The organism is Calditrichota bacterium (assembly GCA_014359355.1).
Lineage (GTDB): Bacteria > Zhuqueibacterota > Zhuqueibacteria > JANLFK01 > Oleimicrobiaceae > Oleimicrobium.
This window is the reverse complement of record JACIZP010000174.1, coordinates 13,561-37,519: the sequence shown is the minus strand read 5'-3', so window position 1 is coordinate 37,519 and position 23,959 is coordinate 13,561. Positions and strand designations below refer to the sequence as shown.

The 23,959-nt window shown below is 61.9% G+C and carries 21 protein-coding genes, 1 tRNA gene and 1 pseudogene; 5 read left to right on the top strand and 18 right to left on the bottom strand.

The genetic code is table 11. The features are described from left to right. The 11 genes from H5U38_07380 to H5U38_07330 form a co-directional block, all read right to left on the bottom strand. Positions 1–192: isocitrate/isopropylmalate dehydrogenase family protein (locus H5U38_07380; GenBank protein MBC7186837.1), on the bottom strand; the 192-nt coding region annotated here is incomplete at its 3' end. 18 nt (positions 193–210) lie between these two features. Beyond that, entirely contained in the window at positions 211–1,119 is a 909-nt protein-coding gene (locus tag H5U38_07375) for a PorV/PorQ family protein (protein MBC7186836.1), read from the bottom strand. Positions 1,120–1,134: 15 nt separating this feature from the next. Further along, the gene (locus H5U38_07370; GenBank protein ID MBC7186835.1) at positions 1,135–2,103 is read right to left on the bottom strand and encodes a hypothetical protein; all 969 of its coding nucleotides are present in this window, start codon (positions 2,101–2,103) and stop codon (positions 1,135–1,137) included. 11 nt (positions 2,104–2,114) lie between these two features. Next, positions 2,115–3,566 (bottom strand): hypothetical protein, encoded by a 1,452-nt coding sequence (locus H5U38_07365; GenBank protein MBC7186834.1) that lies wholly within the window; start codon positions 3,564–3,566, stop codon positions 2,115–2,117. A 4-nt stretch (positions 3,567–3,570) separates the two neighbouring features. After that, entirely contained in the window at positions 3,571–4,758 is a 1,188-nt protein-coding gene (locus H5U38_07360; protein ID MBC7186833.1) for a hypothetical protein, read from the bottom strand. Positions 4,759–4,975: 217 nt separating this feature from the next. Further along, complete coding sequence (locus H5U38_07355; GenBank protein ID MBC7186832.1) at positions 4,976–5,650, bottom strand: HAD family phosphatase; 675 nt, start codon at positions 5,648–5,650, stop codon at positions 4,976–4,978. After that, entirely contained in the window at positions 5,647–7,023 is a 1,377-nt protein-coding gene (locus H5U38_07350) for a tryptophanase (protein ID MBC7186831.1), read from the bottom strand. Before H5U38_07350 ends, H5U38_07355 begins: the two co-directional genes overlap by 4 nt. Positions 7,024–7,046: 23 nt before the next feature. Further along, entirely contained in the window at positions 7,047–7,541 is a 495-nt protein-coding gene (locus tag H5U38_07345) for an HD domain-containing protein (GenBank protein MBC7186830.1), read from the bottom strand. Positions 7,542–7,613: 72 nt separating this feature from the next. Beyond that, the gene (locus H5U38_07340) at positions 7,614–8,351 is read right to left on the bottom strand and encodes a pyridoxine 5'-phosphate synthase (protein ID MBC7186829.1); all 738 of its coding nucleotides are present in this window, start codon (positions 8,349–8,351) and stop codon (positions 7,614–7,616) included. Then, entirely contained in the window at positions 8,344–9,528 is a 1,185-nt protein-coding gene (locus H5U38_07335) for a divergent polysaccharide deacetylase family protein (protein MBC7186828.1), read from the bottom strand. Before H5U38_07335 ends, H5U38_07340 begins: the two co-directional genes overlap by 8 nt. A 24-nt stretch (positions 9,529–9,552) precedes the next feature. Then, a complete protein-coding gene (locus H5U38_07330) occupies positions 9,553–10,122 on the bottom strand; it encodes a hypothetical protein (protein ID MBC7186827.1) in 570 nt (189 codons plus the stop codon). 1,057 nt (positions 10,123–11,179) lie between these two features. Here H5U38_07330 and H5U38_07325 point away from each other — a divergent pair. The 5 genes and pseudogenes from H5U38_07325 to H5U38_07305 all read left to right on the top strand — a co-directional run bounded on the left by H5U38_07325 (position 11,180) and on the right by H5U38_07305 (position 16,555). Continuing rightward, positions 11,180–11,253: transfer RNA gene (locus tag H5U38_07325), tRNA-Val, on the top strand. 76 nt (positions 11,254–11,329) lie between these two features. Next, on the top strand, positions 11,330–15,184 hold the full coding sequence (locus H5U38_07320; protein ID MBC7186826.1) for an alpha-mannosidase: 3,855 nt from the start codon (positions 11,330–11,332) through the stop codon (positions 15,182–15,184). A gap of 16 nt (positions 15,185–15,200) precedes the next feature. Next, positions 15,201–15,668 (top strand): annotated as a pseudogene (locus H5U38_07315) (adenylyltransferase/cytidyltransferase family protein). A 57-nt stretch (positions 15,669–15,725) separates the two neighbouring features. Beyond that, positions 15,726–16,331 carry an HAD family hydrolase gene (locus H5U38_07310; protein ID MBC7186825.1) on the top strand — a complete coding sequence of 202 codons (606 nt, stop codon included), beginning with the start codon at positions 15,726–15,728 and terminating at the stop codon, positions 16,329–16,331. Positions 16,332–16,384: 53 nt separating this feature from the next. Further along, entirely contained in the window at positions 16,385–16,555 is a 171-nt protein-coding gene (locus H5U38_07305) for a SelT/SelW/SelH family protein (protein ID MBC7186824.1), read from the top strand. Positions 16,556–16,572: 17 nt separating this feature from the next. Here the strand turns inward: H5U38_07305 and H5U38_07300 are convergent, their stop codons facing one another. The 7 genes from H5U38_07300 to H5U38_07270 form a co-directional block, all read right to left on the bottom strand. Beyond that, the gene (locus H5U38_07300) at positions 16,573–17,547 is read right to left on the bottom strand and encodes an RluA family pseudouridine synthase (GenBank protein ID MBC7186823.1); all 975 of its coding nucleotides are present in this window, start codon (positions 17,545–17,547) and stop codon (positions 16,573–16,575) included. 19 nt (positions 17,548–17,566) lie between these two features. Further along, positions 17,567–18,073, bottom strand: coding sequence for a signal peptidase II (lspA, locus tag H5U38_07295; GenBank protein MBC7186822.1), 507 nt, complete (start codon positions 18,071–18,073; stop codon positions 17,567–17,569). 20 nt (positions 18,074–18,093) lie between these two features. Beyond that, entirely contained in the window at positions 18,094–18,471 is a 378-nt protein-coding gene (locus tag H5U38_07290; protein ID MBC7186821.1) for a TraR/DksA C4-type zinc finger protein, read from the bottom strand. A gap of 61 nt (positions 18,472–18,532) precedes the next feature. After that, positions 18,533–21,679 carry an isoleucine--tRNA ligase gene (locus tag H5U38_07285; protein ID MBC7186820.1) on the bottom strand — a complete coding sequence of 1,049 codons (3,147 nt, stop codon included), beginning with the start codon at positions 21,677–21,679 and terminating at the stop codon, positions 18,533–18,535. 40 nt (positions 21,680–21,719) lie between these two features. Next, entirely contained in the window at positions 21,720–22,541 is an 822-nt protein-coding gene (locus H5U38_07280) for a purine-nucleoside phosphorylase (protein MBC7186819.1), read from the bottom strand. A 17-nt stretch (positions 22,542–22,558) separates the two neighbouring features. Beyond that, on the bottom strand, positions 22,559–23,257 hold the full coding sequence (locus H5U38_07275; GenBank protein ID MBC7186818.1) for a hypothetical protein: 699 nt from the start codon (positions 23,255–23,257) through the stop codon (positions 22,559–22,561). 41 nt (positions 23,258–23,298) lie between these two features. Beyond that, positions 23,299–23,952, bottom strand: coding sequence for a DivIVA domain-containing protein (locus H5U38_07270; protein ID MBC7186817.1), 654 nt, complete (start codon positions 23,950–23,952; stop codon positions 23,299–23,301). Positions 23,953–23,959 lie beyond the last annotated feature (7 nt).

Here is a 23,959-nt window from a genome sequence, read left to right as displayed (position 1 = left end):
ATCGGTCTCCTTCAGGAGCTTGATGGTGCGATCCGGGAGTGGGTTGCCTTCCTTGCACCAGAACTCCCAGCCGATGTCCCCGGGCACATATTCGGCATCGAACTCGAGCCTGTCGAGGACGATACGCGCCGCCTCCATCACATCCTTGCCGATGCCATCACCCGGTAGCCACGCGATGCGATATTTTGCCATCTCTCACCTCCTGCGAAGTTACCGTTTGCTCAGACCAATAGAAAGAGAAACTTGCTGCGCATTGCCCAGATCATTTTCGAAGGGTGTGTAGGCATAATCCAAGCGGTAGCGGCCACTGGCAAGGCCGATGCCGAACGAGAGCCCTCGCGAGTCGTAGCCTGCTGCATAGCCCAGGCGCACCGCCACGATGTCGCGCAACAGGCCTTCCATCGCCAACAATAGCTTTGCGCTCTCCCCTCGCTCGAAAAGGACGTCCGCCACCACGAGCAACTTGCTCTGCAGGGCCGGAAGATCCACCTGCCTAGAGAGTCCTGCTTGCACCTGGTACGGCAAGGCTACGCGCTCGTCGCGCAGGCGTCCGGTGGCGCCTAGGTTGCGCACAGCTGCGCCGCACGTTAAGCCGTACCAGCCGGTCTCGTACAAAGCACCGACATCCACGGCCAGGCCTCCCGCAGTGTCGAGGTAGATTTTGTCATACAAGTACTTCGCCGTAATGCCGAGGCGCAGCCGCTCGTGCACCTGGCGTGCATGGCTTAGGCCGAGAACCACCTCATGTGCCGAAACCGAAGCCAGCGGCTCAGTGGAGGGCATAGTGCGCAGCTCGATGTCCCCCACCGCTAGATGGGCCAGGCTCAACGCCCAGGCGCTGTTCCTGCCGACAATTGCCACTGCCAGGAGGTCGTGGTCGATGCCTTGCAGCCACTCCTCGTGCGCGAGATACACCTCGCTGCCGCGCAAGGCGGGCAGACCGGCCGGGTTGGCGAGGGCAGCGCTCGCGTCGACCGCGGAGGCAGTTCCTGCCCCTGCCAGGGCGGCCGTCCTGGCGCCCGAGTTCATCCTGAGGAGAGCAAATCCAGTTCGGCCGGACTGCCCTGCCCATGCGGTTCCTGCTAATAGCAATATCCCCAGAGAGAGCCAACGATGCATGAGCCGCTCCTGCGGTTAGAAGTGGAAGACCCAGGCGAACATGTGGTCGGCGGCAAGACCCTCGACGGTAGGCAGGAAGGCATAGTCCAACGCCACGGCCCGACCGAACACCGGAAAGCTGAAACCAAGGCCGCAGCGCAGTCGACCGTTGTCCACCCCGGCGCGCAGCGCTAACTGCCGGCTGATGGTGGCTTCTACGCCAAGACGGTACAATGTGCCCTGCTTGTCGCTCTGTTCCAGCTCCGCGCTGGCCAGCAGCCAACCCCAGGCCGGGCGATAGGAAGCCCCGGCGCGCAACGCGAGCGGGAAGCGGTCCACCACACTGGTGCCGCGCTCGTAGACGCTCTCGGTGTTCCACGTGTACTTGGCATTGATGTTGTGCACTGCCGCCCCCACCACCAGTCCGGTCACAGGCATGGCAGCCACACCCAGGTGCACGCCAACCCCTGAGCTGGTCAGAGTTCCGTTGTCGCGAGTCACGCCAGGCAGGCGGTTGTAGAGGATCATTCCGGTCATGCCCACCGCTACCGCACGATGGGGCCGCACCGCAAAGGTGAAGACGAAAGCGTTCTCTGCATTGGAGAATGTTCCAATGTGCACGCCGTCCGCGTCGCGGCCGTCGATGTCATGCACTGCACCGTGGACCCACGTCAGCCCGAGGCCACCATCCATGGCGCCAATGCCCTTGGGGTGAATGGGCAACGCGAAACCAAGCACGTAGAGGGAACGATCCAAGGCCAAGGCGCCCGCACTCGCAGTCAGCTGTGGCCCGCTGAGCAGCGCTACCCCTGCTGGGTTGTACAGGCCAATGCATGGCCCCTCGGGCACTGCCACGAAGGCGTCCCCCATTGCCTGAGCTCGGGGAGTCACCCCCATGCGAAGAAACGCCCCCGCGTAGCCGCCGATGCCCTCCCCTGCCAAGGCCACGGAGCCCAGCAACAACCAGCCGACGCCCATCACCCCGCTTAACAGCCGCCTCCTCATCGCTCCTCCAGTCAATTCAGAATCATCACCTTGCCCCAGAACGTGCCTTCGCCCTCGATGTCCAGGCGGTAGAAGTAAACCCCATTGGCCACGAGGTCGCCACCGTCATTGCGACCGTTCCACGCCTCGCTGAAATCCCCAACCGGCCTTGCTTTGCCCTCGACCACCGTGGCCACAAGATCCATAGCGAAATCGTAGATGCGGATGGTGACCCGCGTGGGCTTGGTCGTGTTGTATTGGAAGCGCACATAGCCATCCGCGCCCAGCTGGTTGTGGCGCATCGGCGAAAACGGGTTCGGGTAAGCGTAGGTGCGCGGCGCTCCTGCGGTACCGGTGGGCACATAGGCCCGAAACACCTGCCAGGTGAAGCCGTTGTTGTTGGTTCTGGCCAGCCCGTCGGCCGTGCCCACCCAGAGGTAACCGTCCTGGCCCAAGGCCGCGCAATAGAATTGCGTGGTGTAGACGCGCTCCCCCGTATTGGCATCGACGATGGGCGGAAAGACAAGAAAGGAATCGGGCGCCACGGACTTCCAAAGGCCGTTGTCGGAGACCGCATAGACGGTGCCAGCGACCGGGTCAAAGCCGAAGTTATGCACAAACTCGCCGCGCAGTACCGTGCGCCAGCTCTTGCCGCCGTCGTCGGACACGGAGACCGCACGGAACTCATCCGGATCCTCCGCCTCAATGGTCGCCGCCCACAAGAGGGACTTGCCCTCATAGCGCTGATGGGCAAGAGCCACCACGAAGTTGCCCGAAATAGGCTGCGGCTGATTCTGGTGGTTCATGTTCAGCCATGTGCGGCCGCCGTCAATGGACTTGTTGATGCCTTTAGCAGTGCCGACCCAGAGCGTGTCCTCGACGGCGATCACCGCGAAGGCGCGGTGGTTGAGATTGCCGTAGGGGTCGAAAAGAAAGGTATCGGGCGTCACCACCTCCCAGGTCTGACCCATGTCTAGCGACCGTCGCAGCCCGCCTCCCCAGCTGGTGATCCAGACCGCCTCGCCGGTGAGAGCGATGTCGTAGGTGACGTTTTGCACAGGGGTCGGACCAGGCTGGGGGATCCACTGCCAGGTGGCTCCTCCGTCGATGCTGTAGGAGAGCCCGCCGCCTGCCGGCAGGTAGCCGATGTTGGTGATGAGCGTGTCGAAGGCAGTGGCTGTCCAGATGGTATCCCCGCGTATTGCCAGTGCCGAGACGCCTCCTTTGCCGAGGCCGTGGGCGCGGGAATAGGAACGCCAACTCCTGCCTCCGTCCTCGCTCACGCTGAGCCCGCCACCGGTGCCTGCCCATATCTTTCCCCCCGCGAGCAAAATGTCTGTGACCGCGTTGCCTGCCAGCCGCGGCACCGGCGCAGGCTGGTCGAAGTGATAGCCTGACTTGCCCAGCACTTGCGCACTGCTGGCAACAGGGACAATGGCGACGAGGAGCCCTGCGACGAGGGCCGAGCGCCACATTCTACGCACGCGGCTACTTGATCTTGAAACGGCGGGCAATAGCATCACTGGTGTTTCCAACTTTGTCCTCCGCCTGGAAGGTAAAGGTGTACCACCCCTGCTGGATCGGAGTGCCCCGCGGGTCCCACTTGCTCGCCTCCTGATCGGCATACACCACCAGCGTGAAAGTAAACACTCCGTCGCCAGCCACCTGGTCACCGTAGGCCTGATTCACCAGCGGGTCAAACGGCAGGCCGTTGTCCACCATCGGGATCGGTTGCCCGCCGTTGGCATAGGACAGATCTGGCTTCTGCGAAGTGAAGCCGACGCGCTTGATGTCGGCCAGCGACTGGGGGTCGCTCACCGCCACGGTAATTGGCACGAAGATGGCGCCGCTCGCCGGCTTGCTCACGGAGTCTGGCAGGCTCAATTGGCTCAGCAGCGGCGGTCCGTTGCCGATGAAGAGCTGCGCCTGCACCTCAGGGCTGTGCGCTCCCCCCAAATCTGCTGCGACGAAGATAAGCTGGTACTCCCCCTTCTTGCCGGCGGCAAAGGCTGCCTCCACGCGCATGGAAAAGCGCGCGTCGCCAGCGACTTCATCTCCTTGAGTGCCATCATCCACCAGCAGACCCTCGAAGGCCCAGGCTCCTCCTTGTAAGGCGCGAAAACTGACCATGCTGACGTCAGCCACGCCTTGCGAATCGAATACATCGGCACAGAACAGGTAGCTCCCCGCAAAGCCGCTGGGCAGCGTGTCCGGTACGCTCAGGTGGAGAATCTGTGGCGGCGCGTTGGGGCGCAGCAGCACAGTCTTGACTACCGTGTCCGACCAGTGGCCCGCCTGGTCCACGGCGCGGAATTCCAGGGAAAGGCTCTCCGCGCCGCTCTGTGCTGAGGTCCAACTGACCCGCTGCGAAAAGATGCCGTCCTTGGCAATGTCGTCCCCATCGTCTGAGTGCAGGAACGCGCCATCGTCCCACAAGGTGTCGGTGGCGACGGCGCTCCCCTGTGCGTAGCGTGTTATGAGCACAAAGCGTACGTCAGATGCTCCCTGCGGGTCGGCGACCACGGCCTGGAGAAGGTACGTTTGCGAGCGATTGAGCACCGCCGGCACCCTGATCTCCACGATGCGCGGTGCATCGGCCTCCCAGCGGTTGGGCGGCTCTGAGCTGCACGCCAGCCATGTGCACAGGGCCACAATGAGCCCGCAGGCGAAACGCATTATCCACCCTCATACAAAAAGACCGGATGTCTGCTCGGTCGGCACCCGGTCCACAAGCCAAAAGGCAACGTCGCCCTCCGAGCCGCTAGGAAATCGAACGCGTTCTCAGACCATGAAGCATGCAGCAATCGGACAAATCCCTAGCAAGAATCGACTCGAGGCGACCTCCAGATTCTCTGTTGTGCGCACGCAAATGTAGCCAAACAGCTAAGAAAAATCAAGCCATTTTTCTGCGCGACCGCTTTCCGACCTTCAATGCGTCCAGGTGCGCGTGAAGGGCGCGCAGGTCAGCAAGGACCAGGTCGGCGTCCGCCAAGTACTCGTCATCGAGGGTGGTGCGCAAAGCCACGCACGCCATGCCAGCCGCCCGCGCTGCCTGAATGCCGGAGGGGGCATTCTCCACCACCAGACACTTGCTTGGCGGCACACCCATCCTCTGCGCCGCAAGCAAATAGGGGTCGGGGTAGGGTTTACCGCGCGCCGCGTCTCCTGCGGCGATGATGACATCGAACATGTGCACCAGCTCAGCGGGCAGCACGGCCGTCACGTTGGCGCGTTCCGTGCCGGTCACCAGCGCTACCTTCACGCCCCGACGCTTGAGCTCCGTGACCAACTCAAGAGCGCCCGGCGCTGCCGAGGCCCGATGAATGACCCGGAAACGCTCGTTCTTGCGGCGTGCCACCTCCTCTGCCTTTTCCGGCGAGAGAGGCACGCCCACGGTGCTGGCAATGATCATGGCGATTTCTGCCGCCGGCCGCCCCTCGTTCTTCAGCACCATCTCCGGTTTCAGCTCGATGCCCACCGAGCCCAACACTTCTTTCCACGCGGCCAAGTGCCACGACATGGTGTCGCCAATCACCCCGTCGAAGTCGAACAGCACCGCGCGAATCACGCCACCTCCTCGAGCCGTGCCGTAAAGTGGCGCAGCAGCGGCGCCTCGTAGACCAGCCGCAGCCCCTTGATGGTATCGCGCATCTGGTAAAGGCGAATGACCGCATCGGCGACATAGTTCATGTGCGTGGTGGTGTAGACCCTCCTGGGTATGGCCAGCCTCACCAGTTCCAAGGCCGGATAGCGAACCTCGCCGGTGGCCGGGTCCTTCTCCGCAAACATCAGACTGCCGATTTCCACGGCGCGAATGCCGAACTCTCGGTAAAGAGCCACCACCAGCGCCTGGCCGGGGAACTGAGCCTGTGGGATGTGCGGCAGAAACTCGCGGGCGTTCAGGTATACGGCATGGCCACCCACTGGCTTAAGGATCGGCACCCCCGCCTGGTCCAACAGGTCCCCCAAATAGCGCACCTGCCCGATGCGGAAGCGGAGATAGTCCTCGTTCAGCACCTCCTCCAGGCCCCGCGCGATCGCCTCCAGATCTCTGCCTGCCAGGCCTCCGTAGGTCGTAAAGCCCTCCACCAGGATGAGCAGGTTGGATACCTTCTCGCACAGCTTGTCATCATTCATGCACAGGAAGCCGCCGATGTTGACCAGACCATCCTTCTTGGCGCTCATGGTGCAGCCGTCGCCGTAGGAAAACATCTCGCGGGCGATATCGATGACTGGGGTGTGCCGGTACGCCTCCTCCCGCTCCTTGATGAAGTAGCAGTTCTCGGCGAACCGACAGGCATCGAAAAAGAGCGGAATGCCGTACCTGCTGAGCAGCTCCTTGGTCTTGCGAATGTTCTCCATGGACACTGGCTGACCGCCCCCGCTGTTGTTGGTCACAGTGATCATGCACAGGGGGATGTTCTCCGGGCCGTACGTGTCAATTGCCCCCTGCAACTTGACCAGGTCCATGTTCCCCTTGAAGGGATGGTCAAGATGGGGGTCGCGCCCCTCGTCAATTACCAGGTCCAAGGGCACGCCACCGTTATGGAGGACGTTGGCGCGCGTCGTGTCGAAGTGATTGTTGTTGGGAACTACTTTGCCCTTGGTCACCGTCACCGAGAAGAGGAGATTCTCGGCAGAGCGTCCTTGGTGCGTAGGGATGATGTGCTTGAAGCCGAAGATCCTACGCACGGTCTCTTCCAGGTGAAAGTAGTTGCGGCTGCCGGCGTAGGACTCATCGCCCAACATCATCCCGGCCCACTGGTTGTCGCTCATCGCCGAGGTGCCGCTATCGGTGAGCAGGTCAATGAGGATGCTTTCGGCGGGCAGGTTGAACACATTCAGCCCCGCATCGCGCAGCAAGCGGTCGCGTTCCTCACGCGTGGTGCGCTTGATGGGTTCGACAACCTTGATTTTGAATGGCTCGAATAGTTGTTCCATGCGCACTCCCTGTGCTTGATCGCTCAACCGCGCAACGGTTCAAAGGTGATAAAGTCGGCGTGATGCACGATGACTGCCTCTGGGCTGCGGTAGCCGCCGTCCCCTTCTTTGGCGTGCACGGCGATGACGTGCACCACTTCGTCGGGCAGGCCGTGGGCCACCGCCAAGCCAGCGCCACTGAACGGGTGGCGCAGGAGTTTACCGCCGGTACTCTTGGCGAACCCAGTGGCATCGCGCCGAAACTCCAGGAGCTTGCCCACATCGTGCAGCAACGCGCCGGCCACCAGCACATCCTTGTTCAGGGAGAGGTGACCCGCATAGTGCTCAGACAACGCCTGGGCGGCTCTGATGGCGATTTGGGTGACTGCCCGCACGTGGGTCAAGTAACTCACCTTGCAGTTAGGGATGAGGAGCGTGAAGGGCATGGTGGCAAGGTCCTCGGTCGACCAGCCGCCGCGCGCTAAGGCGTCGACCATGACTGCCAGCGTCTTCTCGCGCAGGCCCTCATCGTCAATCATACCTAGCTCAGGGAATAGCTCTCGCAACCTGTCAGCGCTCTCCACGATTCGGCACTCCTCTTTTGGTTCTGCTTAGTCACTCGCCGGGGGGCTGCACTCTCGAAGAAGGGTCGTCATGTCGCGCACCGCCTGGGCCAGTCCCACCAGGAGGGCACGACAGACGAGCGCATGGCCGATGTTGACTTCTTCGATCTGGGGAATCTTTGCCACCTCGCGTACGTTCTGGAAGTTCAACCCTCCGGCAGCACTGATCCCTAGTCCCAGCTTGCTCGCTGCCAACGCTGCCGCCCGCAGTTTCTCCAATTGTTCGGTCTGGGCGTCCAAATCCTGCGCCATGGCCAACGGTGTCGTGTTCAGTTCCACGTAGTCGACGCCGACGTGGGCGGCAGCTTTCACCTGCCGCAAATCCGGCTCGATGCGCACCGCCACCACGATGTTGCTGGAGCGCAAGGTGGCCACGAGGTCCTCCAATGCCTCCGGACCCGCAGCCACGTCCAGTCCCGTGCTTGGCACTACGCCCTGCGCTAAGGGAGGGATCAGGGTCACCATGTCGGGCAGGATGGCCACTGCCCTCTTGGCCATCTCTTCTTGCGCGGCCACGCGCAGGTTGAGGTGGGTAGTCACCGTCTCTTTGAGCAAAGCCATGTCCCGCTCAGTCAAGTAGCGCCGGTCTTCGCGCAGGGTAGCCACGATGCCGTCGGCGCCGCCGACCTCCGCTTGCAGCGCGGCGGCCACAGGGTTGGGCTCCTTGCCGCGCCGATCCGCACGGATCACTGCCACTAAATCGATGTTCACCCCGAGTCTAAGCATGTGCAGTCCTCCAAACTCTGCCCCTCTGTGCCAACCTTCTCAGATCGGTTTCTCTGGCGGAATGCCAAGCGATGGGCGGGGATACGCGAAGAAGTCTTGACACGGTCACAAACTGGTAGCCTTGCTGCTGGAGCTTCGGGACCTCCTGGCGAAGCGCCTCCAGGGTTGTCCGACGCAGGTGGCCGATGCCCAGTGCGCGCCCCTGCCGCTTTGCCACATGGGCAAGGCGCCAAAGCTGTTGCCGCACCTTGGCCGTGTCTGCTTCGACGTCCAGGAACGTGGCATTGACAGTGCAGGGCACCTGCATGCGGGAGGCAACCTCGTGGGCGATGCTCATGCTGTTCGTGCGGCTGTCCACAAAGTACAGACCACGCTCTTTCAGTTCTTGCATCACGATGGTCATCACCCTCTCGTCAGCAGTGGCCCGAGAGCCCTGGTGATTGTTGAGGCCAGCGGCATGCGGCACAGTGGCAATGGCACTATCCACTCGCTGGCGGATCTCCTCGTCGCTGAGATGGACAAACAGCGTGTAGCCGCGGTCTTCTACTGCTTCGTGCAAGGCCTCCATGGGCATGTGCACCATCACCTCTTTGCCTGCTGCCGCGGCCAGTTCGGCCACGTGCGCGGAAAAGGGTAGACCAGGGATCACGGACACGGTCAGAGCATAGGGCAGGCTAAGAAGCTCCTTCGCCAATTCCCCCGCCGAGTAGCCAAAGTCATCGATGACCAGGGCGATAAGCGGCCCCTCCTGGTCAGCAGCCGACGCCTTTTGGATGCGGAGACGCAATGCCACCTGCCCTTTCAGGCGCAGAACGAGCCGCGCAGAACCCCCAGCTGGCGTTTGCTCAGAATGCTCCACGGTCGCACCCATGGCCTGCGCGGTCCGGGCTATGTCCGCGGCCAGGGCTGGGACGGACTTTTCCCCCGGAACAGAGAGGACGAGCCACTGCCCCTCCGATGTAATGTGCTGGTCTCCGATGCCGTGCCTGGCCGCCTCGTGCAGCACCGCCGAGCGGAGCTCAGCCACTGAGGGCGTCTTGCGCTGCGAATGCGCCCCGGGGCGCCGGTGCCTGCCGCTCACGATGAGGACCACCAGGACCAGCGCACCGATGAGCAGCAGATAGCCGATCTTTCTTCGCCGAGGGCGTGGCCTGCGGTATGTGCGTCGTCTGCGCATGCGTTTCGCTCGCTGAGCCCCGCCTCACTTTCCAAAAACCGCCTTGAAGGTGCTCCACGCAGGGGCCTGGCCTGTACCGCTGTCCTGCCAGCGCCAAATGTACCAGTAGCCACTCTGCTGGTCCAGCAGGAGACGGAATTCGGCCTGGCCCTGCGCCTGGCGTGGATATGAAGGGTCCCTCAGGGTGTGATGCATGGTCAGCACATAGTTTTCTACCACCATGGCCGAGTCGGGAAAAGAGTTCTCCGAGACCAGCTCAAGCTCCAGCTTATGTGACGAGTCCTGAGGTACCACTGCAAAGAGCTGCCGAAGATAGTTCTCCTCGCTGAGGATGCCCCAGCGGTCGAAAAAGCCGGGATTCAGCGACGCAACACCAAGGTCGGGGATGAAGACGAATGGGCGGCGGCCGGACGATCCATCGCTGAGGCAGCGCAGGTAGTTATCGACGCTCTTGCCGGCAATGGCGTTGCGCAGATTGGCCAGCACCAGGGTGGGTGAAGTGGGTGGGATCCAGGGGGTCCGTCCCCCGGTGGGTGGCTCTGCCTCCCGGGTGGCAAAAGGGTTCTTGCACTGCACCGCTACCAGCGCGAGCATGACGATTGCCCCCCTCAGACTTGCGCTCCATCGTGTGCGTCTCACCGCCTGCGTCGCACCTCGCCTTTGGCACCGTTCTCCCTTGCCGACCCAGTGCTGCGTCTCGCAGCCCTGCTCCGTGGCCAGCACTGTAGCTTGCATGATTTAGCCGACTGTGGGTCGTGGCGAATATAGGAGAATTCCCCCACTTTTGCAAGGACAAAGTGCCCATTCCTTGGACACGCCGGGGTGTGCCCAAGGACTGTGTGGCTTTCCAAACTCTGCACCGACCTCCGAGAGGTCAGGTTGCCACGCCTCATAGGTGTGTGGCGTTCCCTGGGTCCACAACATGGTAAGTTGGCTTAGCTCACCCTTTTGGCTTTCAACCCCGGCGGTCCCAGCGGGGTCACCCTGTGGCTGGGGATAGCGGCTGGCGGCAGAAGCTGGAATACCTTTGGGCATCAAGGCGGGACGTGAAAGCCCGGCTCACGCTCGAAGACGAGCGAAGGAAAAGAGGAGCAAAGGTTGGGGCTTCGTGCCGCCAACCCAATGGGTACGCGCGGGATGCGGCCGGTCCCTCCAGCGGCCTGTCGAATTGATCTAAGGCAAAGTCCCTGGAGAAGAGACCCGGACATCTTTTCAGTGGAGGTCTTCTGTGAACCCAAGAGTCTCCATCCCTCGTCAAGAGAATTCGGCCCGATTTTCTTGCGCGCCCCAGGACGTTGGTGCCTGGCGGGCTGCCGAGCTCCGATTCCCATGCAGAGGCAACCGCCGAGCTGCAGCGCGCAACTCATCTGTGAGGGATTTGGGTACGTTGGCACCTGCGGAGAGCCTCAGAGTTTTGTGCGGACCTGCAACCCAGCTCTGTGTCCCTCGCGAAGGTGCTCTCCTTTTTGGCAAGAGGCTGCCGAACGGTTGTGCGATCCCGAGTTATGCCGGCCAGTTCGCTTTCTCCACGTCCCCTTGACGGTTTAGCAAAAACACCCGCCAATGTGCCGGTGGGCCGGGGGCAGTCGCACATGAGCAAATCTTTTCCCTTGATTTTCACCTGCTGTTTTGCTATTATTGTGACGGTGATGGGCGATTAGCTCAGCTGGTCAGAGCGCTGGTCTCACATACCAGAGGTCACTGGTTCAAGTCCAGTATCGCCCACAAGGAGGATGTGGCCGGGTGCCGCACCTCCTTTTTCGTTCTTGGCCATTGACGATAATGTGCGGAGGGTGCCGCAATGCAAAAGCGCTTGCTTACCCTTGGTCTGGCGATTGCCGTTTCGGTGACTGCTGCAGCCGCTCCCGCGCAAGATACTTTTGTCCGCGAGTGGTTGGTAGTCGGGGCCTTTGGCGTGGATCCGGAGCACGAGCCGCTGGGCACTGACCATCTCGGAGGCGAGGTGGATGTCGTGCCGCGACTCGGCCAGGTTGCAGGCGAGAAGAGTTGGTTCCTCGCTCAGACGGACGCATTGGGCCGCTTGAACTTCATCCGCCTGGGGGTAACCCCGCCGGAGCGCTCGGTGGTCTACGCCCACGTCTACGTCTTTGTGCCTCGCCCGGTCGAGGCCACTCTCTTGGTGGGCAGCGACGACGGGGTCACGGTGAGGGTCAACGGCAACGTTGTGCATGAGCATCTGGTGCTTCGCGGCTGGCGCGCAGACCAGGACACCGTGCGCGAACTGCTGGGCACTGGGTGGAATAAGGTGCTGTTCAAGGTGTTTAACAACCTCGGCGGCTTTGCCCTGTCTCTGCGCGTGACCGGCCCGCACGGCGAGGCAATTGAGGGTCTACGTTACGCGGCGGAACTGCCTGCCGACTACCGGCCTGCCGTCGTGCCGAGTCGGTACGACTTGGCCCGCTTGTCCCTGGCGCCCCATGCGCAATTGACCACGACGGGTTCGCTGATCACCACGGTGCGGGCGCAAGTTCGCCCCCATGGGACGACGCCAGTGGCGGCCTTGCGCTGCGAGCTGCAGGTCCCAGACAAGCTGTATCCGACGCGGCGAACCGAAGGGCTACGCGGAGATCCGTTCACCATTTCATGGGCGGTCCCGCTGCGGGAAGTGCTGCGCGCTGCTAGTGCGGGACATGCCCTCACGGCCAAGCTCGATTGGGGCACGGGCAAGGCCAGGAGCGAGCTCTCGCTCACTGGCCAAGATGCACTTTCCCCTGTGCTCGCAGGGGTGGAAGTCACCGAGCTGTTTTCGTTCGCGCAAGCCCCGTCCGGCACGCACGGCAAGGCACGGCTGCGGTTGCCGAAGGAGCTGGCTGTCCACGACCTCTGCCTGAGGGTGGCAGCCCCGCAGGAGGCGGTGACGGCTCGCTGCGATGACCAGGCTCTGGTTTCTTTCCCGCGTCGGCAAGGGCTGTGGCAGGCGCAGGTGCGACCGCCAGAGGCCCGATTCGCCCTTCCCAGACTTGACTCGGCCAAGGAGGTGCGCCTTGCCATCGACCTGGCCCAGGCCAAGCAAGCCCCGCGCGTTTTCATCGATTTCACTGCCCTGGACTACGCTGCTTTGCTCGACGACCTGCGTTTCGGCGAGCTGTACGCTCCGGGGACCGACTTTGGCCAGGCCGAGTTGTGGAGGCGTCTGGTGGACGCATTCCAAGCTGCCGATGCCGGCGGTTGGCGGGCAGCGGTGCAGGACTTTATGGAGAAATCGGAGCCGCTGCGGCAGGCGATGAAGCAAGACACCATCCACGTCGTCGGCAACGCGCACATCGACATGGCCTGGCTGTGGCGGTGGCAGGAGACGGTGCAGGTCTGCGAACAGACCTTCCGCCAGGCCCTGGAGTTCATGAGGACCGACTCGACCTTCACCTATGCGCAGAGCCAGGCCCAGGCGTACCAGTGGATGGAACGGTTTCACCCGCAAATACTCGCCGGCATCAAAGAGATGGTGCGGCGGGGGCAATGGCTGGTGGTCGGCGGAATGTGGGTGGAACCCGACTGCAACCTCCCTGCAGGTGAGGCGCTCGTGCGGCAGATCCTCCTTGGCAAACAGTATCTGCGAGAGAAGTTGGGAGTGGATCCGCGGGTCGGCTGGACACCCGACACTTTCGGCTATGCGTGGACCTTGCCGCAAATCTACAAGAAGAGCGGCATCGACTACTTCGTCACCAGCAAGCTGTGGTGGAACGACACGACTCCGCCTGAGCATCAACTCTTCTGGTGGGAGTCACCGGATGGCTCGCGCATCCTGACAGTGGTGCCGCTCAGCTACGTCGAGGAGTTGGAGGAGGTGCGGACCCTGCGCACCCTCCTCGACTTTCGTCAGGCTACGGGCGTGAACCACGCGCTCGTTCTCTATGGCGTCGGCGACCACGGCGGCGGCCCCACCAAAGAGATGCTCGCCCGCTTCGACCACATGGCCGACACGCGCCTCTATCCCACGGTGATCAAGTCCTCTGCGGAAGCGTTCTTCGGCGCGGCGGAGACCAAGCCGGACCTGCCCATCGTGCGCAGCGAACTCTACCTCCAGACGCACCGTGGCACCTACACCACCCAGGGCGCCATCAAAAAGAGAAATCGGCAGATGGAGGTGCTCTTGGAGACGGCAGAAAAGTTCGCCTCCTTTGCCCCGATTCCCTACCCGGAGCAGGAGCTGCGCCAAGCGTGGCAGGGCACGCTGTTCAATCAGTTCCACGACATCCTGCCAGGGTCAAGCATTCCTGAGGTTTACAAAGATGCGCACGCGCTCTACGACTCCTGCCAGGCCCTTGCCGGTGCGGCGCTGGAGAGGGCGCTGCAGGCCCTCGGCGCCGAAATCGACACGCGCGGAAAGGGCATCCCCCTGGTGGTTTTCAACCCGCTGTCATGGGAGAGAAATGACGTGGCCTGGGTGAGACTACCCGGACAGCTCTTGGAGCAAAGCTGGGAAGTGGTGGATGCTAAGGGCGTGCTCCATGCCACACAACCCCACATGGATGGGCTGCTGTTCGAAGTCAGCGGCGTGCCGGCTCTGGGCTACAAGGTCTTCTGGCTGCGGCCGGCAGTCCGACGCGCCTGGGCAGATGCCCCTCAGACGCTCCCCTGGGTTCTGCAGAATCGAGCCTGGGAAGTGAAGCTCGATGCAGAGACCGGCAACATCGCCTCAGTAGTTGACCGAACAAGCGGCCGCGAGGTGCTGGCCGGGCCTGGCAACCAGCTCCAGTTCTTCGAAGATCTGCCCTCGGAGTACGATGCATGGAACATCGGCTACACGGGCAAGGAGTGGCGCGCGGACCGGCCTGTGGAGCTTGAGGTCATTTCCCAGGGCCCGCTGCGGGCCACGCTGCGCGTGGTTCGTCCGTTCAGAGGCTCGCGCTTTGTGCAAGACATCAGCCTCTACCGCCGCCTGCCGCGCATCGATATTACTACGCGGGCGGATTGGCATGAGGCGCACGTGCTCGCCAAGGCCGCTTTCCCGGTGGCTGTTCAGGGCCGTGTTGCCACGTATGAGATCCCTTACGGCTGGATCCAGCGCACCACCGTGCCGGTCACGTCTGCTGAAAAGGCGATGTTCGAGGTCCCCGCGCAAAAGTGGGTCGACCTGACGGACGAATCGGGGCTCTATGGGGTGAGTCTACTCAACGACTGCAAGTATGGTCACGACATCCGCGGGAACGTCATGCGCATCACTTTGCTCCGCTCTCCGAAGAACCCCGACCCCAACGCGGACATGGGTGAGCACGAATTCAGCTATAGCCTTCTCCCTCATGCTGGGAGTTGGCAGGAGGCGGAGACACACCGACGCGCCTACGAGCTGAACTACCCTCTGCATGTCGTGCTCACACAGCCTCACGCAGGCCGGCTTGGCAAAGAGGGTTCTTTCGCACACCTCGACGCCGGTGGGGGTGTGATCCTTTCCGCAGTCAAGCGAGCGGAGAGGGGTCAGGGGACCGTTGTCCGCCTCTTTGAGGTCTTCGGCAGGGAAACTCCGGTGCAGGTCCGATTCCAAGAGAGGGTAGCCGAGGCATTTGAGACGAACCTTCTGGAGGAAATCGGCGCCGCGGTGCCTGCTGCGGATCGCACGGTAAGCACCAAGCTTGCTCCCTTCGAGATCAAGACCCTCTTGGTGCGATTTGCAAGTCAGGTGGGGAGCAGGAAGTAGCGCGCCCGAGAGCCCCATGCGTCCGCGCAGTGAAAAGATCAAGCCCCGGGAGGAAGTTGCCGCTCTGTGCGCACGCGCACGCGCGGAAGGCAAGAGGGTTGGCTTCACCTCTGGGGCCTTCGACCTCCTCCACGCCGGCCATGTGGACTACCTGGAAAAGGCGCGCCAGGCCTGCGACCTGCTCGTGGTGGGGGTGAACTCCGACGCGTCCGTGCGGGCATACAAAGGGCCCCAGCGGCCCATTATCCCCGCCGAACAGCGGGCGGAGGTGGTGGCTGCACTGGAATGCGTGGATCTGGTCTTCATCTTCTCGGAACGACGCAACAAGGTGAACATCGAGCTCTTGCGGCCGGACCTGTACATCAAGGCAGGCGATTATCGGCCAACGGAATTGACCTCCAGCGAGGTGGTGGAACGCTACGGGGGGCGGGTGCTCCTGATCCCGGTGGCCACCCCTCTGTCGAGCACGGAAATCATTGCGCGGGCGGCTGCAGCAAATGCGCCTCAGGCTGCGCCAGTGGAACGAGAAGGCGCCGTGTATATCCGCCGGCCGCCTCCGAAGCAGGCGCCAGCCGCGTTCGTCGACCGCGACGGCACCATCTTGGAGGATGTGCCCTTTCTGCACGAGCCCGACAAGGTGCGATTGCTCCCCGGGGCAGCCGCAGGTCTGAAGCGCCTCCAGGACATGGGCTATCGGCTTGTGGTGCTGACCAATCAGGGGGGAATCGGCCTCGGGTACTTCACGCTTGAGGACTTTTACCGGGTCAACAGCGCCATGCTCAAGCTGCTCCATGCCCATGGGGTGCGCGTTGACAAGGTCTACTTCTGTCCTCATGGCCTGGCCGAGCAGTGCGATTGTCGCAAGCCAGGCACGGCTCTTCTCCACCTGGCCAAGGAGCAGCTCAATGTGGACCTGAGCCACAGCGTGGTGATCGGCGACCGCACAGCCGACATCGAGACTGCTCGCCGCGCGGGATGCAGGAGCATTCTGGTACGCACCGGCACAGGCGGCCGTGACGGCGAGTACGCTGTCACTGCCGACTTTGTCGCCAATGACCTGGAGGAGGCAGCCAATCTGTTGCTGGAGCAGGAGAGGAGACCTGCAGGAGAAGACAAGAACGCCACAACTTGCGGAGAAGAACCGTGACCGTTCGCATCACCTACTGCACCACGTGAGGCTTCAGGGCGCGCGCCGTCAGTTTGGCGGAGGAAATAGCACAGCATTTTGGCATAGAGGCAGAGCTCGTCCAGTCCACCGGAGGCGTGTTCGAGGTGGAAGTGGACGGCCAGCTGGTTTTCTCAAAAAGGCAACTCGGTCGCTTTCCTGAGCAAGGCGAGGTGGTGCGCCTGCTTCGGACCGCGATGCAGTAGGGGGCTTTTTCCGAAGGCTATTTGGTCGGGACTTCTTTCAGCGCGGCAAGCAGGCGCTGAAAGTCATCGGGGGGCGGGACCTCAAAGTACATCTCCTGGCGCAGGACCGGATGCACGAAGCCAAGGCTGAGAGCGTGGAGGGCGGGCCGGTTGAACTGCTTCAGGAGCTTCACTGCGAAAGCGAGGTTTTCGCGGTTCAAGCCGCTCAAGCGCTTACTTCTGCCGCCATAGGTAGCATCGCCGAAGACTGGATGGCCGATATAGGCCATGTGCACGCGAATCTGGTGCGTTCTGCCGGTCCCCAGGTTGAGGCGCAGCAGACTGAGGAGGCGATATTCCTCCAGCACCTCATAGTTGGTGACGGCAAGCTTGCCGAGTTTGGAGACGGTCATCCGTAGGCGGTTCTTGGGGCTGCGCCTTAGCAATGTCTCCACGCGGCCGGTCGGCGAGCGGAAATGTCCCCAGACAACTGCCCGGTACTCTCGTCGCACCTGGCGTGCGGCAAACTGCTGCGACAGCGCCACATGCGCCGCGTCGCTCTTGGCTACCACCATGACCCCCGATGTCTCCCTGTCCAGGCGGTGGACGATGCCTGGCCGCTGCACGCCACCAATCCCGGAAAGCTGTTGGCAGTGCGCCAACAGGGCGTTGACCAAAGTTCCCGTATAGTTGGCGAAGGCGGGGTGGACCACCATGCCTGCCGGCTTGTTCAGCACCAGGAGATGTTCGTCCTCGTAAAGGATGTCTAAAGGGATTTGCTCGGGGAGGATCTCTAACTTCTTGGGTTCGGGGACGGTCACCTCCACCACCTGACCCGGCCGGACGCGGTGGCCAGGCTTGGTGGGCGCGCCGTTGAGAAGCACCTGCCCGTCATCGATCAGACGTTGAATGCGCGAGCGCGTCAGGTGGGGCAGATGCTGGCGAAGAAAGTTGTCTAAGCGTCGGCGCTCATCCGCCTGCGGGACCACGAGAGTGTGATGTTCGCGCGGCATGTGCCACTTGCGGACAAGCTCAGGTTGAGGGTGGCTCGCTCGCCTGCCGGTGGCCACCATGCTCGGAGGCAAGCAAGATCATCAGGATGAGGATAACGACCCCAATGGTGACGGCGGCGTCTGCGAGGTTGAAGACCGGCCAGCGGGTCATCAGAAAATCCGGAAAATCCACATCGACAAAGTCCACAACCCGGCCGAAGAGAACTCTGTCGGTGAGGTTGCCAAGTGCCCCGCCAAAGGTGATGGCCAAGGCGACCCGTTCGGTGTTGCTCACCGCGTGAGCGCGCAGTAGGTAGACAAGCACGGCGATGCTCGCCACGGCGATCAGCACGGTGAAAACCGGTCCATGGCCCACCCTGATGCCGAAGGCAATGCCTGGGTTTTCCACGTAGGTCAGGCGCACCAAGTCGCCCACCACTTGTACTGAGTGGTCGCGCGGCAGCAGATAGCGCGCCAGCACTTTGGTCAATTGATCGGCCAGCAGAACGAGCGCGGCGTAGCGGAGCACTCTTAACCGTTCGATCACCTATCGTACCTCAGTTGGGGTCATTGACGCTGCTTCTCCTCCTTGGCCTTGCACTCGACGCACAGGCGCACGTGGGGCACCGCTTCGAGGCGCTCTTTACCAATATCTTTGCCGCACTGCACGCACTTTCCGTAGGTGCCGTCCTCGATGCGTTCCAGAGCCTTGTCCAGGTGGTAGAGGAGATTCCCTTCCCGTGAGGCAAGGAAGAAGGCCTTCTCCCGCTCCATGGTATCGGTGCCCTGGTCGGCCATGTGGAAGGAGTAGGAGGAGTGGTCTCCGGTAGCCTCTTTCAGCGTCGAGTTCAACCCCGACTCTTTCAGCCTCTCCAATTCCCTGAGGAGCTCCTCCCGCTTCTGCAGGATCAGTTTCTTGAAATACTCCAGTTCCTTCTTGGTCATTGTCTCCTCCGACCTGTACACATCACAGGTGTTGTGGTGTGTGCAGAACCCCCACCGTTTGCTACCGTTCCCTGATGCGACTTACCCCGATGGTAACCACGTCCTCGCCAATGTTCCATTTCTTCGTGTATTCGCCGCTGACCTCCGGCAAGACGATCTCTTTAGCCAGCGTCTCGTTGCGGATGTAGGAGGAAAGGCGCGAAATGGCCTTGGCCAGCTTGCCCTGAGCGTCACACGAGATGATGATGCGGTCCACAACGTCGAACTGCGCCTCCTTACGGGTGTTCTGAACTCGGTTGACAAACTCCCGCGCCAAGCCCTCCAATTCAAGGTCCTCGTTCAGAGTGGTATCCAAGGCGACGGTCAGTTCGCCTTCGGTGCCAACTACCAGTCCCGGCGCCTGTTGCATCACCACTTGCACATCCTCGGGCGCGACGGTTACTTCCATGCCGTCCACCGCCAGGGACAGAACCCCGCGCGCCAGCAGTGTGCTGATCTGCTCCTCACCCAGCGAGCGGATGGCCTGGGCCACCGCATTGACCTTGTTGCCAAATTTCGGCCCCAAAGCGCGGAAGACCGGCTCGGCGCGACGGCTGTGTAGGGCAGAAGAATCGGCCACAAACTCCACCCGTTTGATGTTCAACTCCTCCAAGAGCAGGTTCTCCATGCCGTCCAGCATGGCCCGCCGCCGGTCGTGAGGGTCGACCACCACCAGCCTGGCCAGAGGTTGCCGCACTTTCACGCCGGCCTGGTTGCGCAACGCGCGCCCGAGGAGCACAATCTGGCGCACCAAGTTCATGCGCTCTTCCAGCTGCTCATCGCAGAAGTCGCACGGAGGTTGGTCAGGCCTTGGATAGGCGTCCAAGTGGACGCTTTCTGGCAAAGAGACGCCACTGCCCTCTTTCAGCCGGCGGTACAGCTCGTCGGTGATGAAAGGCACGAAAGGCGCAGCCAGACGCACGCTGGTGATGAGCGCCTCGTAGAGCGTTTGATAGGCGGCTAGCTTATCTTGGTTGTTTTCTGCCTTCCAAAAGCGTCGGCGGGAGCGTCGTACGTACCAGTTGGATAGGTCGTCGATCACGAATTCGCCGATGCGCCGCGCGGCTCGCGACAGCTCATAGTGCTCCAGATCGTCGTTGACCACGCGCACGGTGCTGTGCAGCGTCGACAGCAGCCAGCGGTCCAGCTGCGAGCGCTTTTCCACCGGGAGACGTTCGCCGCTAAGGGTAAAGCCATCAACGTTGGCGTACATGGCGAAAAAGTTGTACACGTTGACCAACGTGTCTAAGAACTTGTTCTGTGCTTCCACGACTCCGGCGGGATCAAAACGGGTCGGCAGCCATGGCGCGCTGGCCGTGAGCAAGTACCAGCGCAAGGCATCGGCGCCCTCCTTGTTCAGGTGGTCGAACGGGTCAACCGTATTGCCACGGCTCTTGGACATCTTCTGGCCTTCTTTGTCCAGAATGAGCCCAAGGGATACGCAGCTCTTGTAGGCGGGCTTGTCAAAGAGCAGAGTGCTGAGCACCAGCAGCGAGTAGAACCACCCTCTGGTCTGGTCTACGCCCTCGGCGATGAAGTCAGCAGGGAAGTTCTGCTCGAAAACCGCCACGTTCTCAAAGGGGTAGTGGAACTGGGCGTAAGGCATTGCCCCGGAATCGAACCAGCAGTCGAGGACCTCTGGGGTGCGCCGCATGGACTGGCCGCAAGAGGGGCAAGGAATGCTGACTTGGTCAATGTAGGGGCGGTGCAGGTCGATGACCTCTCGCAGTCCGCCGCGTTCCATGAGCTCGGCCACGCTGCCGACACTCTCCTGGGCTCCGCAGCCTTCGCAGATCCAGATGTTGAGCGGTGTGCCCCAGAAGCGGTCCCGTGACAGGGCCCAATCGATGTTGTTTTCCAGCCACTCGCCGAAGCGGCCCTCACCCACTTCAGGAGGGAACCACTTGATCGACCGGTTGTTGCGGATCAAGGCTTCCCTGAACGCGGTGGTGCGCAGGTACCACGACTTGCGCGCGTAGTAAAGCAGCGGCGAGGAACACCGCCAGCAGAAGGGGTAGCTATGTCTGATGCGCTCGGCCTTGTACAAGAGCTGCCGCTGGCGCAAGTTGTCGATAATGAGGGGGTCGGCATCCTTGACGAACATGCCCTGCCAAGGCTGAATCTCCGCGGTGAAGCACCCGCTCCTGTCCACCGGCTGCAATATGGGCAGGTCGTACTGTTCGCCTACCTGGTAGTCCTCCTCGCCGAAGGCCGGGGCAATGTGGACGATGCCCGTTCCCTCCTCGGTGCTCACAAAGTCGGCGAGAATGGTGTAATAGGCGCGCTTTTCCGGGGAGAGGTAGCTGAACAGCGGCTCGTAGCTCACGCCTGCCAACTGTTCCCCACGCATCTTCTCTTCGATTTCGTACTCGCCGTCGAGACACGAGAGGCGGTCAAGGCCAAGCACGAGGTGTGCTCCTTGGTGCCACACCTTCACGTAGGAGAGCTCCGGATGCAGAGCCAGAGCGACGTTAGAGAGGAGGGTCCATGGGGTAGTCGTCCACACCAGGAAGAAGGTGTTTTCCTGGCCGACAATCGGCACCTTCACGTAGATGGAGGGATCCTCGACCTCTTCATACCCTTGCGAGACCTCATGGCTGGAGAGCGGCGTCTCGCACCGTGGACAGTAGGGGAGGATCTTGTGCCCTTGGTAGAGGAGGCCCTTCTTCCAAAACTGGTGCAAGATCCACCAGACCGTCTCGATGTAGTCGTTGGTGTAGGTGATGTACGGGTTCTCGAGGTCGACCCAGAAGCCGATGCGGCGAGTCATTTCGTCCCAGTCTTCTTTGTAGGCAAAGACCGATTTGCGGCATTCCTCGTTGAAGCGCTCGATGCCGTAGGCGATGATCTGGTCTTTGCGCTGGATGCCCAGCTTCTTTTCGACCTCGATTTCCACTGGCAAGCCGTGCGTATCCCAGCCCGCCTTCCGCTCCACGCGATAGCCCTGCATGGTCCGCCAGCGGCAGACGAAATCCTTTACCGTGCGCGAGATGACGTGGTGGATGCCAGGACGCCCATTGGCGGTAGGGGGACCTTCATAAAAGACGAACTTGTGGGCCGGGTCCCGCGACTCGACGCTCTTCTGGAAGATTCTTTGCTCTTCCCAAAACTTGAGCACATCCCTTTCCAGTTGAGGGTAATCGACCCGACCCGAGAACTCGCGATACATAGTCATTCACTTCGACTCAGTGTGGTTGGCACTCGTCAATTCACATTCTCTCGATGACCTTGCGCATCAGAATCGTCAGGCTGGGCTCGGCCTGTTTTGCAAAATGCAAGATTTCCTTGATGTCGGCCGGCTTCAGGCAGTCGGCAAAGCAGGCGTCGGTGATGACGGACAGGCCCAGCACCCGCATACCCGCATGCACGGCCACTATCACCTCTGGCACGGTGGACATACCCACCACGTCTGCCCCGATGGTACGCAAGAAGCGGTATTCGGCAGCCGTCTCCAACGAGGGACCGGTCATGGCCACGTATACGCCCTTTTGCACCCAGATCTTTTCCTCCATGGCCACCTGCTCGGCCAAGGCGATGAGGGCCCGGCTGTAGGGCTCGGACATGTCCGGAAAGCGCGGCCCCAGCGAGTCATCGTTGACGCCGATGAGGGGGTTATCCCCGAGGAGGTTGATGTGGTCGGTGATGATCACGATCTGGCCAGGGCGGAAGAGCGGATTGAGGCAGCCGCTTGCTGAAGAGACCACCAGCGTGTGTGCCCCAAGGTGCTTCATGAGGCGCACCGGATAGGTGATCTGCTTCATCGTGTACCCTTCGTAGTAGTGGAAGCGGCCCTGCATGGCCATCACCCTCTTGCCGCCCAGCTTACCGAAGAGTAGCTTGCCCGCGTGGAATTCCACCGTGGAGCGGGCAAAGTGGGGGATCTCCTCGTAAGGAAGCACGGCTTCCTTTTCTATTTCGTCAGCAAGGGCCCCAAGCCCGGTGCCAAGGATGATCCCCACCTCCGGTTGCATCTGGGTGTGCTTGCGGATGAAGGCAGTAGTTTCTTCAAGCTGTTGACGTAGTCCCTGCATTGCCGCGATACCTCTTCTCAGCGTGGCGGTTTCTGCTTTCCTTGCTGTTGTGCCTCTATCTGCTTGCGCAGCGCCTCAATCTCGCGTTCCTGAGCCTCCTGCTCGCGGCGCAGCCTCTCTAATTCGGCCTCCACCTGAGCCTTGCGCGCCCTCTCCGCGTTCAGCTCCTCTTCCGAGGCACGCAGCCGCTCAGCATTGATCTGCTGGATGGCGTATTGGCGGTCCTTCTTGTCCCCCCTCAGGGCAAAATAGAGGGCGCCGACAGCTGTGCCCACGGCAGTGGTAGCGATGCGCAGCGTGTTATCGGTCTGGTCTTCCTGCAAGCCACGCTGTAGCATCGAGCCCAGGTAAAAGCTCACTCCACAGCTAAGGGCGGTTCCGCCGAAGGTGTACAAGAAAAGTTGGCGATGCCCTTTAACTGCGGCAATCTCCCGCTCGGAGATGGGCATGCCGTTGTCGTCGCAAACCGGAGGCCTGCGCTTGAGGCTGGTGATGTCCTGAGTAGCCACTCGAAATGCCCGACCGTCATCGCCCTGCACAATCAGGTGCGTGGCGTCTGCCGCAAGGACCTCTCCCTGGACCACGGTGCCGGACCTGAGGGAGAGCTGCACCGTCTCTTTCGGCCTCACCTCATCCTTGGACACCGCCGTCCAGTGTGCGCACCCCATAGCCGCGCTGAGCACGGCCACCACACCAACCCACCTCACACTGTTCATCCCGCATTCTCCCTGTTGCTCTGTGCCTGTTACCCTGCGGTTCAGATGATGAACTCATCGCTCAGGCGCCCAGGAGGTGGCGCAGAGGGTTTTTCCGGGGCGGCGCGCTCTGTTCCTGAAGCAGGTGATGCTGCCGGCTCTTCATCCAAGCCGACGATGCGCGGCTCGCTTTTTTCCGCCTCTTCTTCCCCTTGGGTCTCTTGTTCCTCCTGGTGCTGCGCGCTCCTGAAGCGGCCAAGATCGAGGTCGTCACTGCCCAACACCTCGAGGAGCTCCACTTGTGACTGGAGGAGCTGCTTCAGCCGTTTCACGAAGGAGGCCTTTTCCGCGCGCAGCAGCAGGAGCTCGCTTTTCAGTTGTTGCAGCTGATTGCGAGCATCCTCGATGATCTCCTCGGCGCGTAGCTCCGCCTCCCGCACGATGAGCTCCGCCTCCCGTCGGGAGGACTCACGGGACTCGTTGATGTTCTGCTGGGCGTTCATCAACGTCTCCTGCAGGGTCTTCTCTACCTGCTGGTAGTCCCGCAGTTGGGTGCGGAGCTTGAGAACCTCTTCGTTGAGCGTATTGCGTTCACGGAGCAGGGTTTCGAACTGTTCGGCCACCATGTCGAGGAAGGTCTCCACTTCATCGACGTCGAAGCCGCGCACGGCGCGTCGAAACTCCTGCTTGCGTATGTCCAGTGGCGTCAGTCTCACCGTCGCA

Bases quoted from the DNA above. Each gene is read 5' to 3' on its own strand.
- H5U38_07375 (MBC7186836.1), bottom strand. From the start codon at position 1,119: ATGCATCGTTGGCTCTCTCTGGGGATATTGCTATTAGCAGGAACCGCA.
- H5U38_07370 (MBC7186835.1), bottom strand. From the start codon at position 2,103: ATGAGGAGGCGGCTGTTAAGCGGGGTGATGGGCGTCGGCTGGTTGTTG.
- H5U38_07360 (MBC7186833.1), bottom strand. From the start codon at position 4,758: ATGCGTTTCGCCTGCGGGCTCATTGTGGCCCTGTGCACATGGCTGGCG.
- H5U38_07350 (MBC7186831.1), bottom strand. From the start codon at position 7,023: ATGGAACAACTATTCGAGCCATTCAAAATCAAGGTTGTCGAACCCATC.
- H5U38_07345 (MBC7186830.1), bottom strand. From the start codon at position 7,541: ATGATTGACGATGAGGGCCTGCGCGAGAAGACGCTGGCAGTCATGGTC.
- H5U38_07340 (MBC7186829.1), bottom strand. From the start codon at position 8,351: ATGCTTAGACTCGGGGTGAACATCGATTTAGTGGCAGTGATCCGTGCG.
- H5U38_07335 (MBC7186828.1), bottom strand. From the start codon at position 9,528: ATGCGCAGACGACGCACATACCGCAGGCCACGCCCTCGGCGAAGAAAG.
- H5U38_07330 (MBC7186827.1), bottom strand. From the start codon at position 10,122: ATGCTCGCGCTGGTAGCGGTGCAGTGCAAGAACCCTTTTGCCACCCGG.
- H5U38_07320 (MBC7186826.1), top strand. From the start codon at position 11,330: ATGCAAAAGCGCTTGCTTACCCTTGGTCTGGCGATTGCCGTTTCGGTG.
- H5U38_07300 (MBC7186823.1), bottom strand. From the start codon at position 17,547: ATGCCGCGCGAACATCACACTCTCGTGGTCCCGCAGGCGGATGAGCGC.
- H5U38_07290 (MBC7186821.1), bottom strand. From the start codon at position 18,471: ATGACCAAGAAGGAACTGGAGTATTTCAAGAAACTGATCCTGCAGAAG.
- H5U38_07285 (MBC7186820.1), bottom strand. From the start codon at position 21,679: ATGTATCGCGAGTTCTCGGGTCGGGTCGATTACCCTCAACTGGAAAGG.
- H5U38_07280 (MBC7186819.1), bottom strand. From the start codon at position 22,541: ATGCAGGGACTACGTCAACAGCTTGAAGAAACTACTGCCTTCATCCGC.
- H5U38_07275 (MBC7186818.1), bottom strand. From the start codon at position 23,257: ATGAACAGTGTGAGGTGGGTTGGTGTGGTGGCCGTGCTCAGCGCGGCT.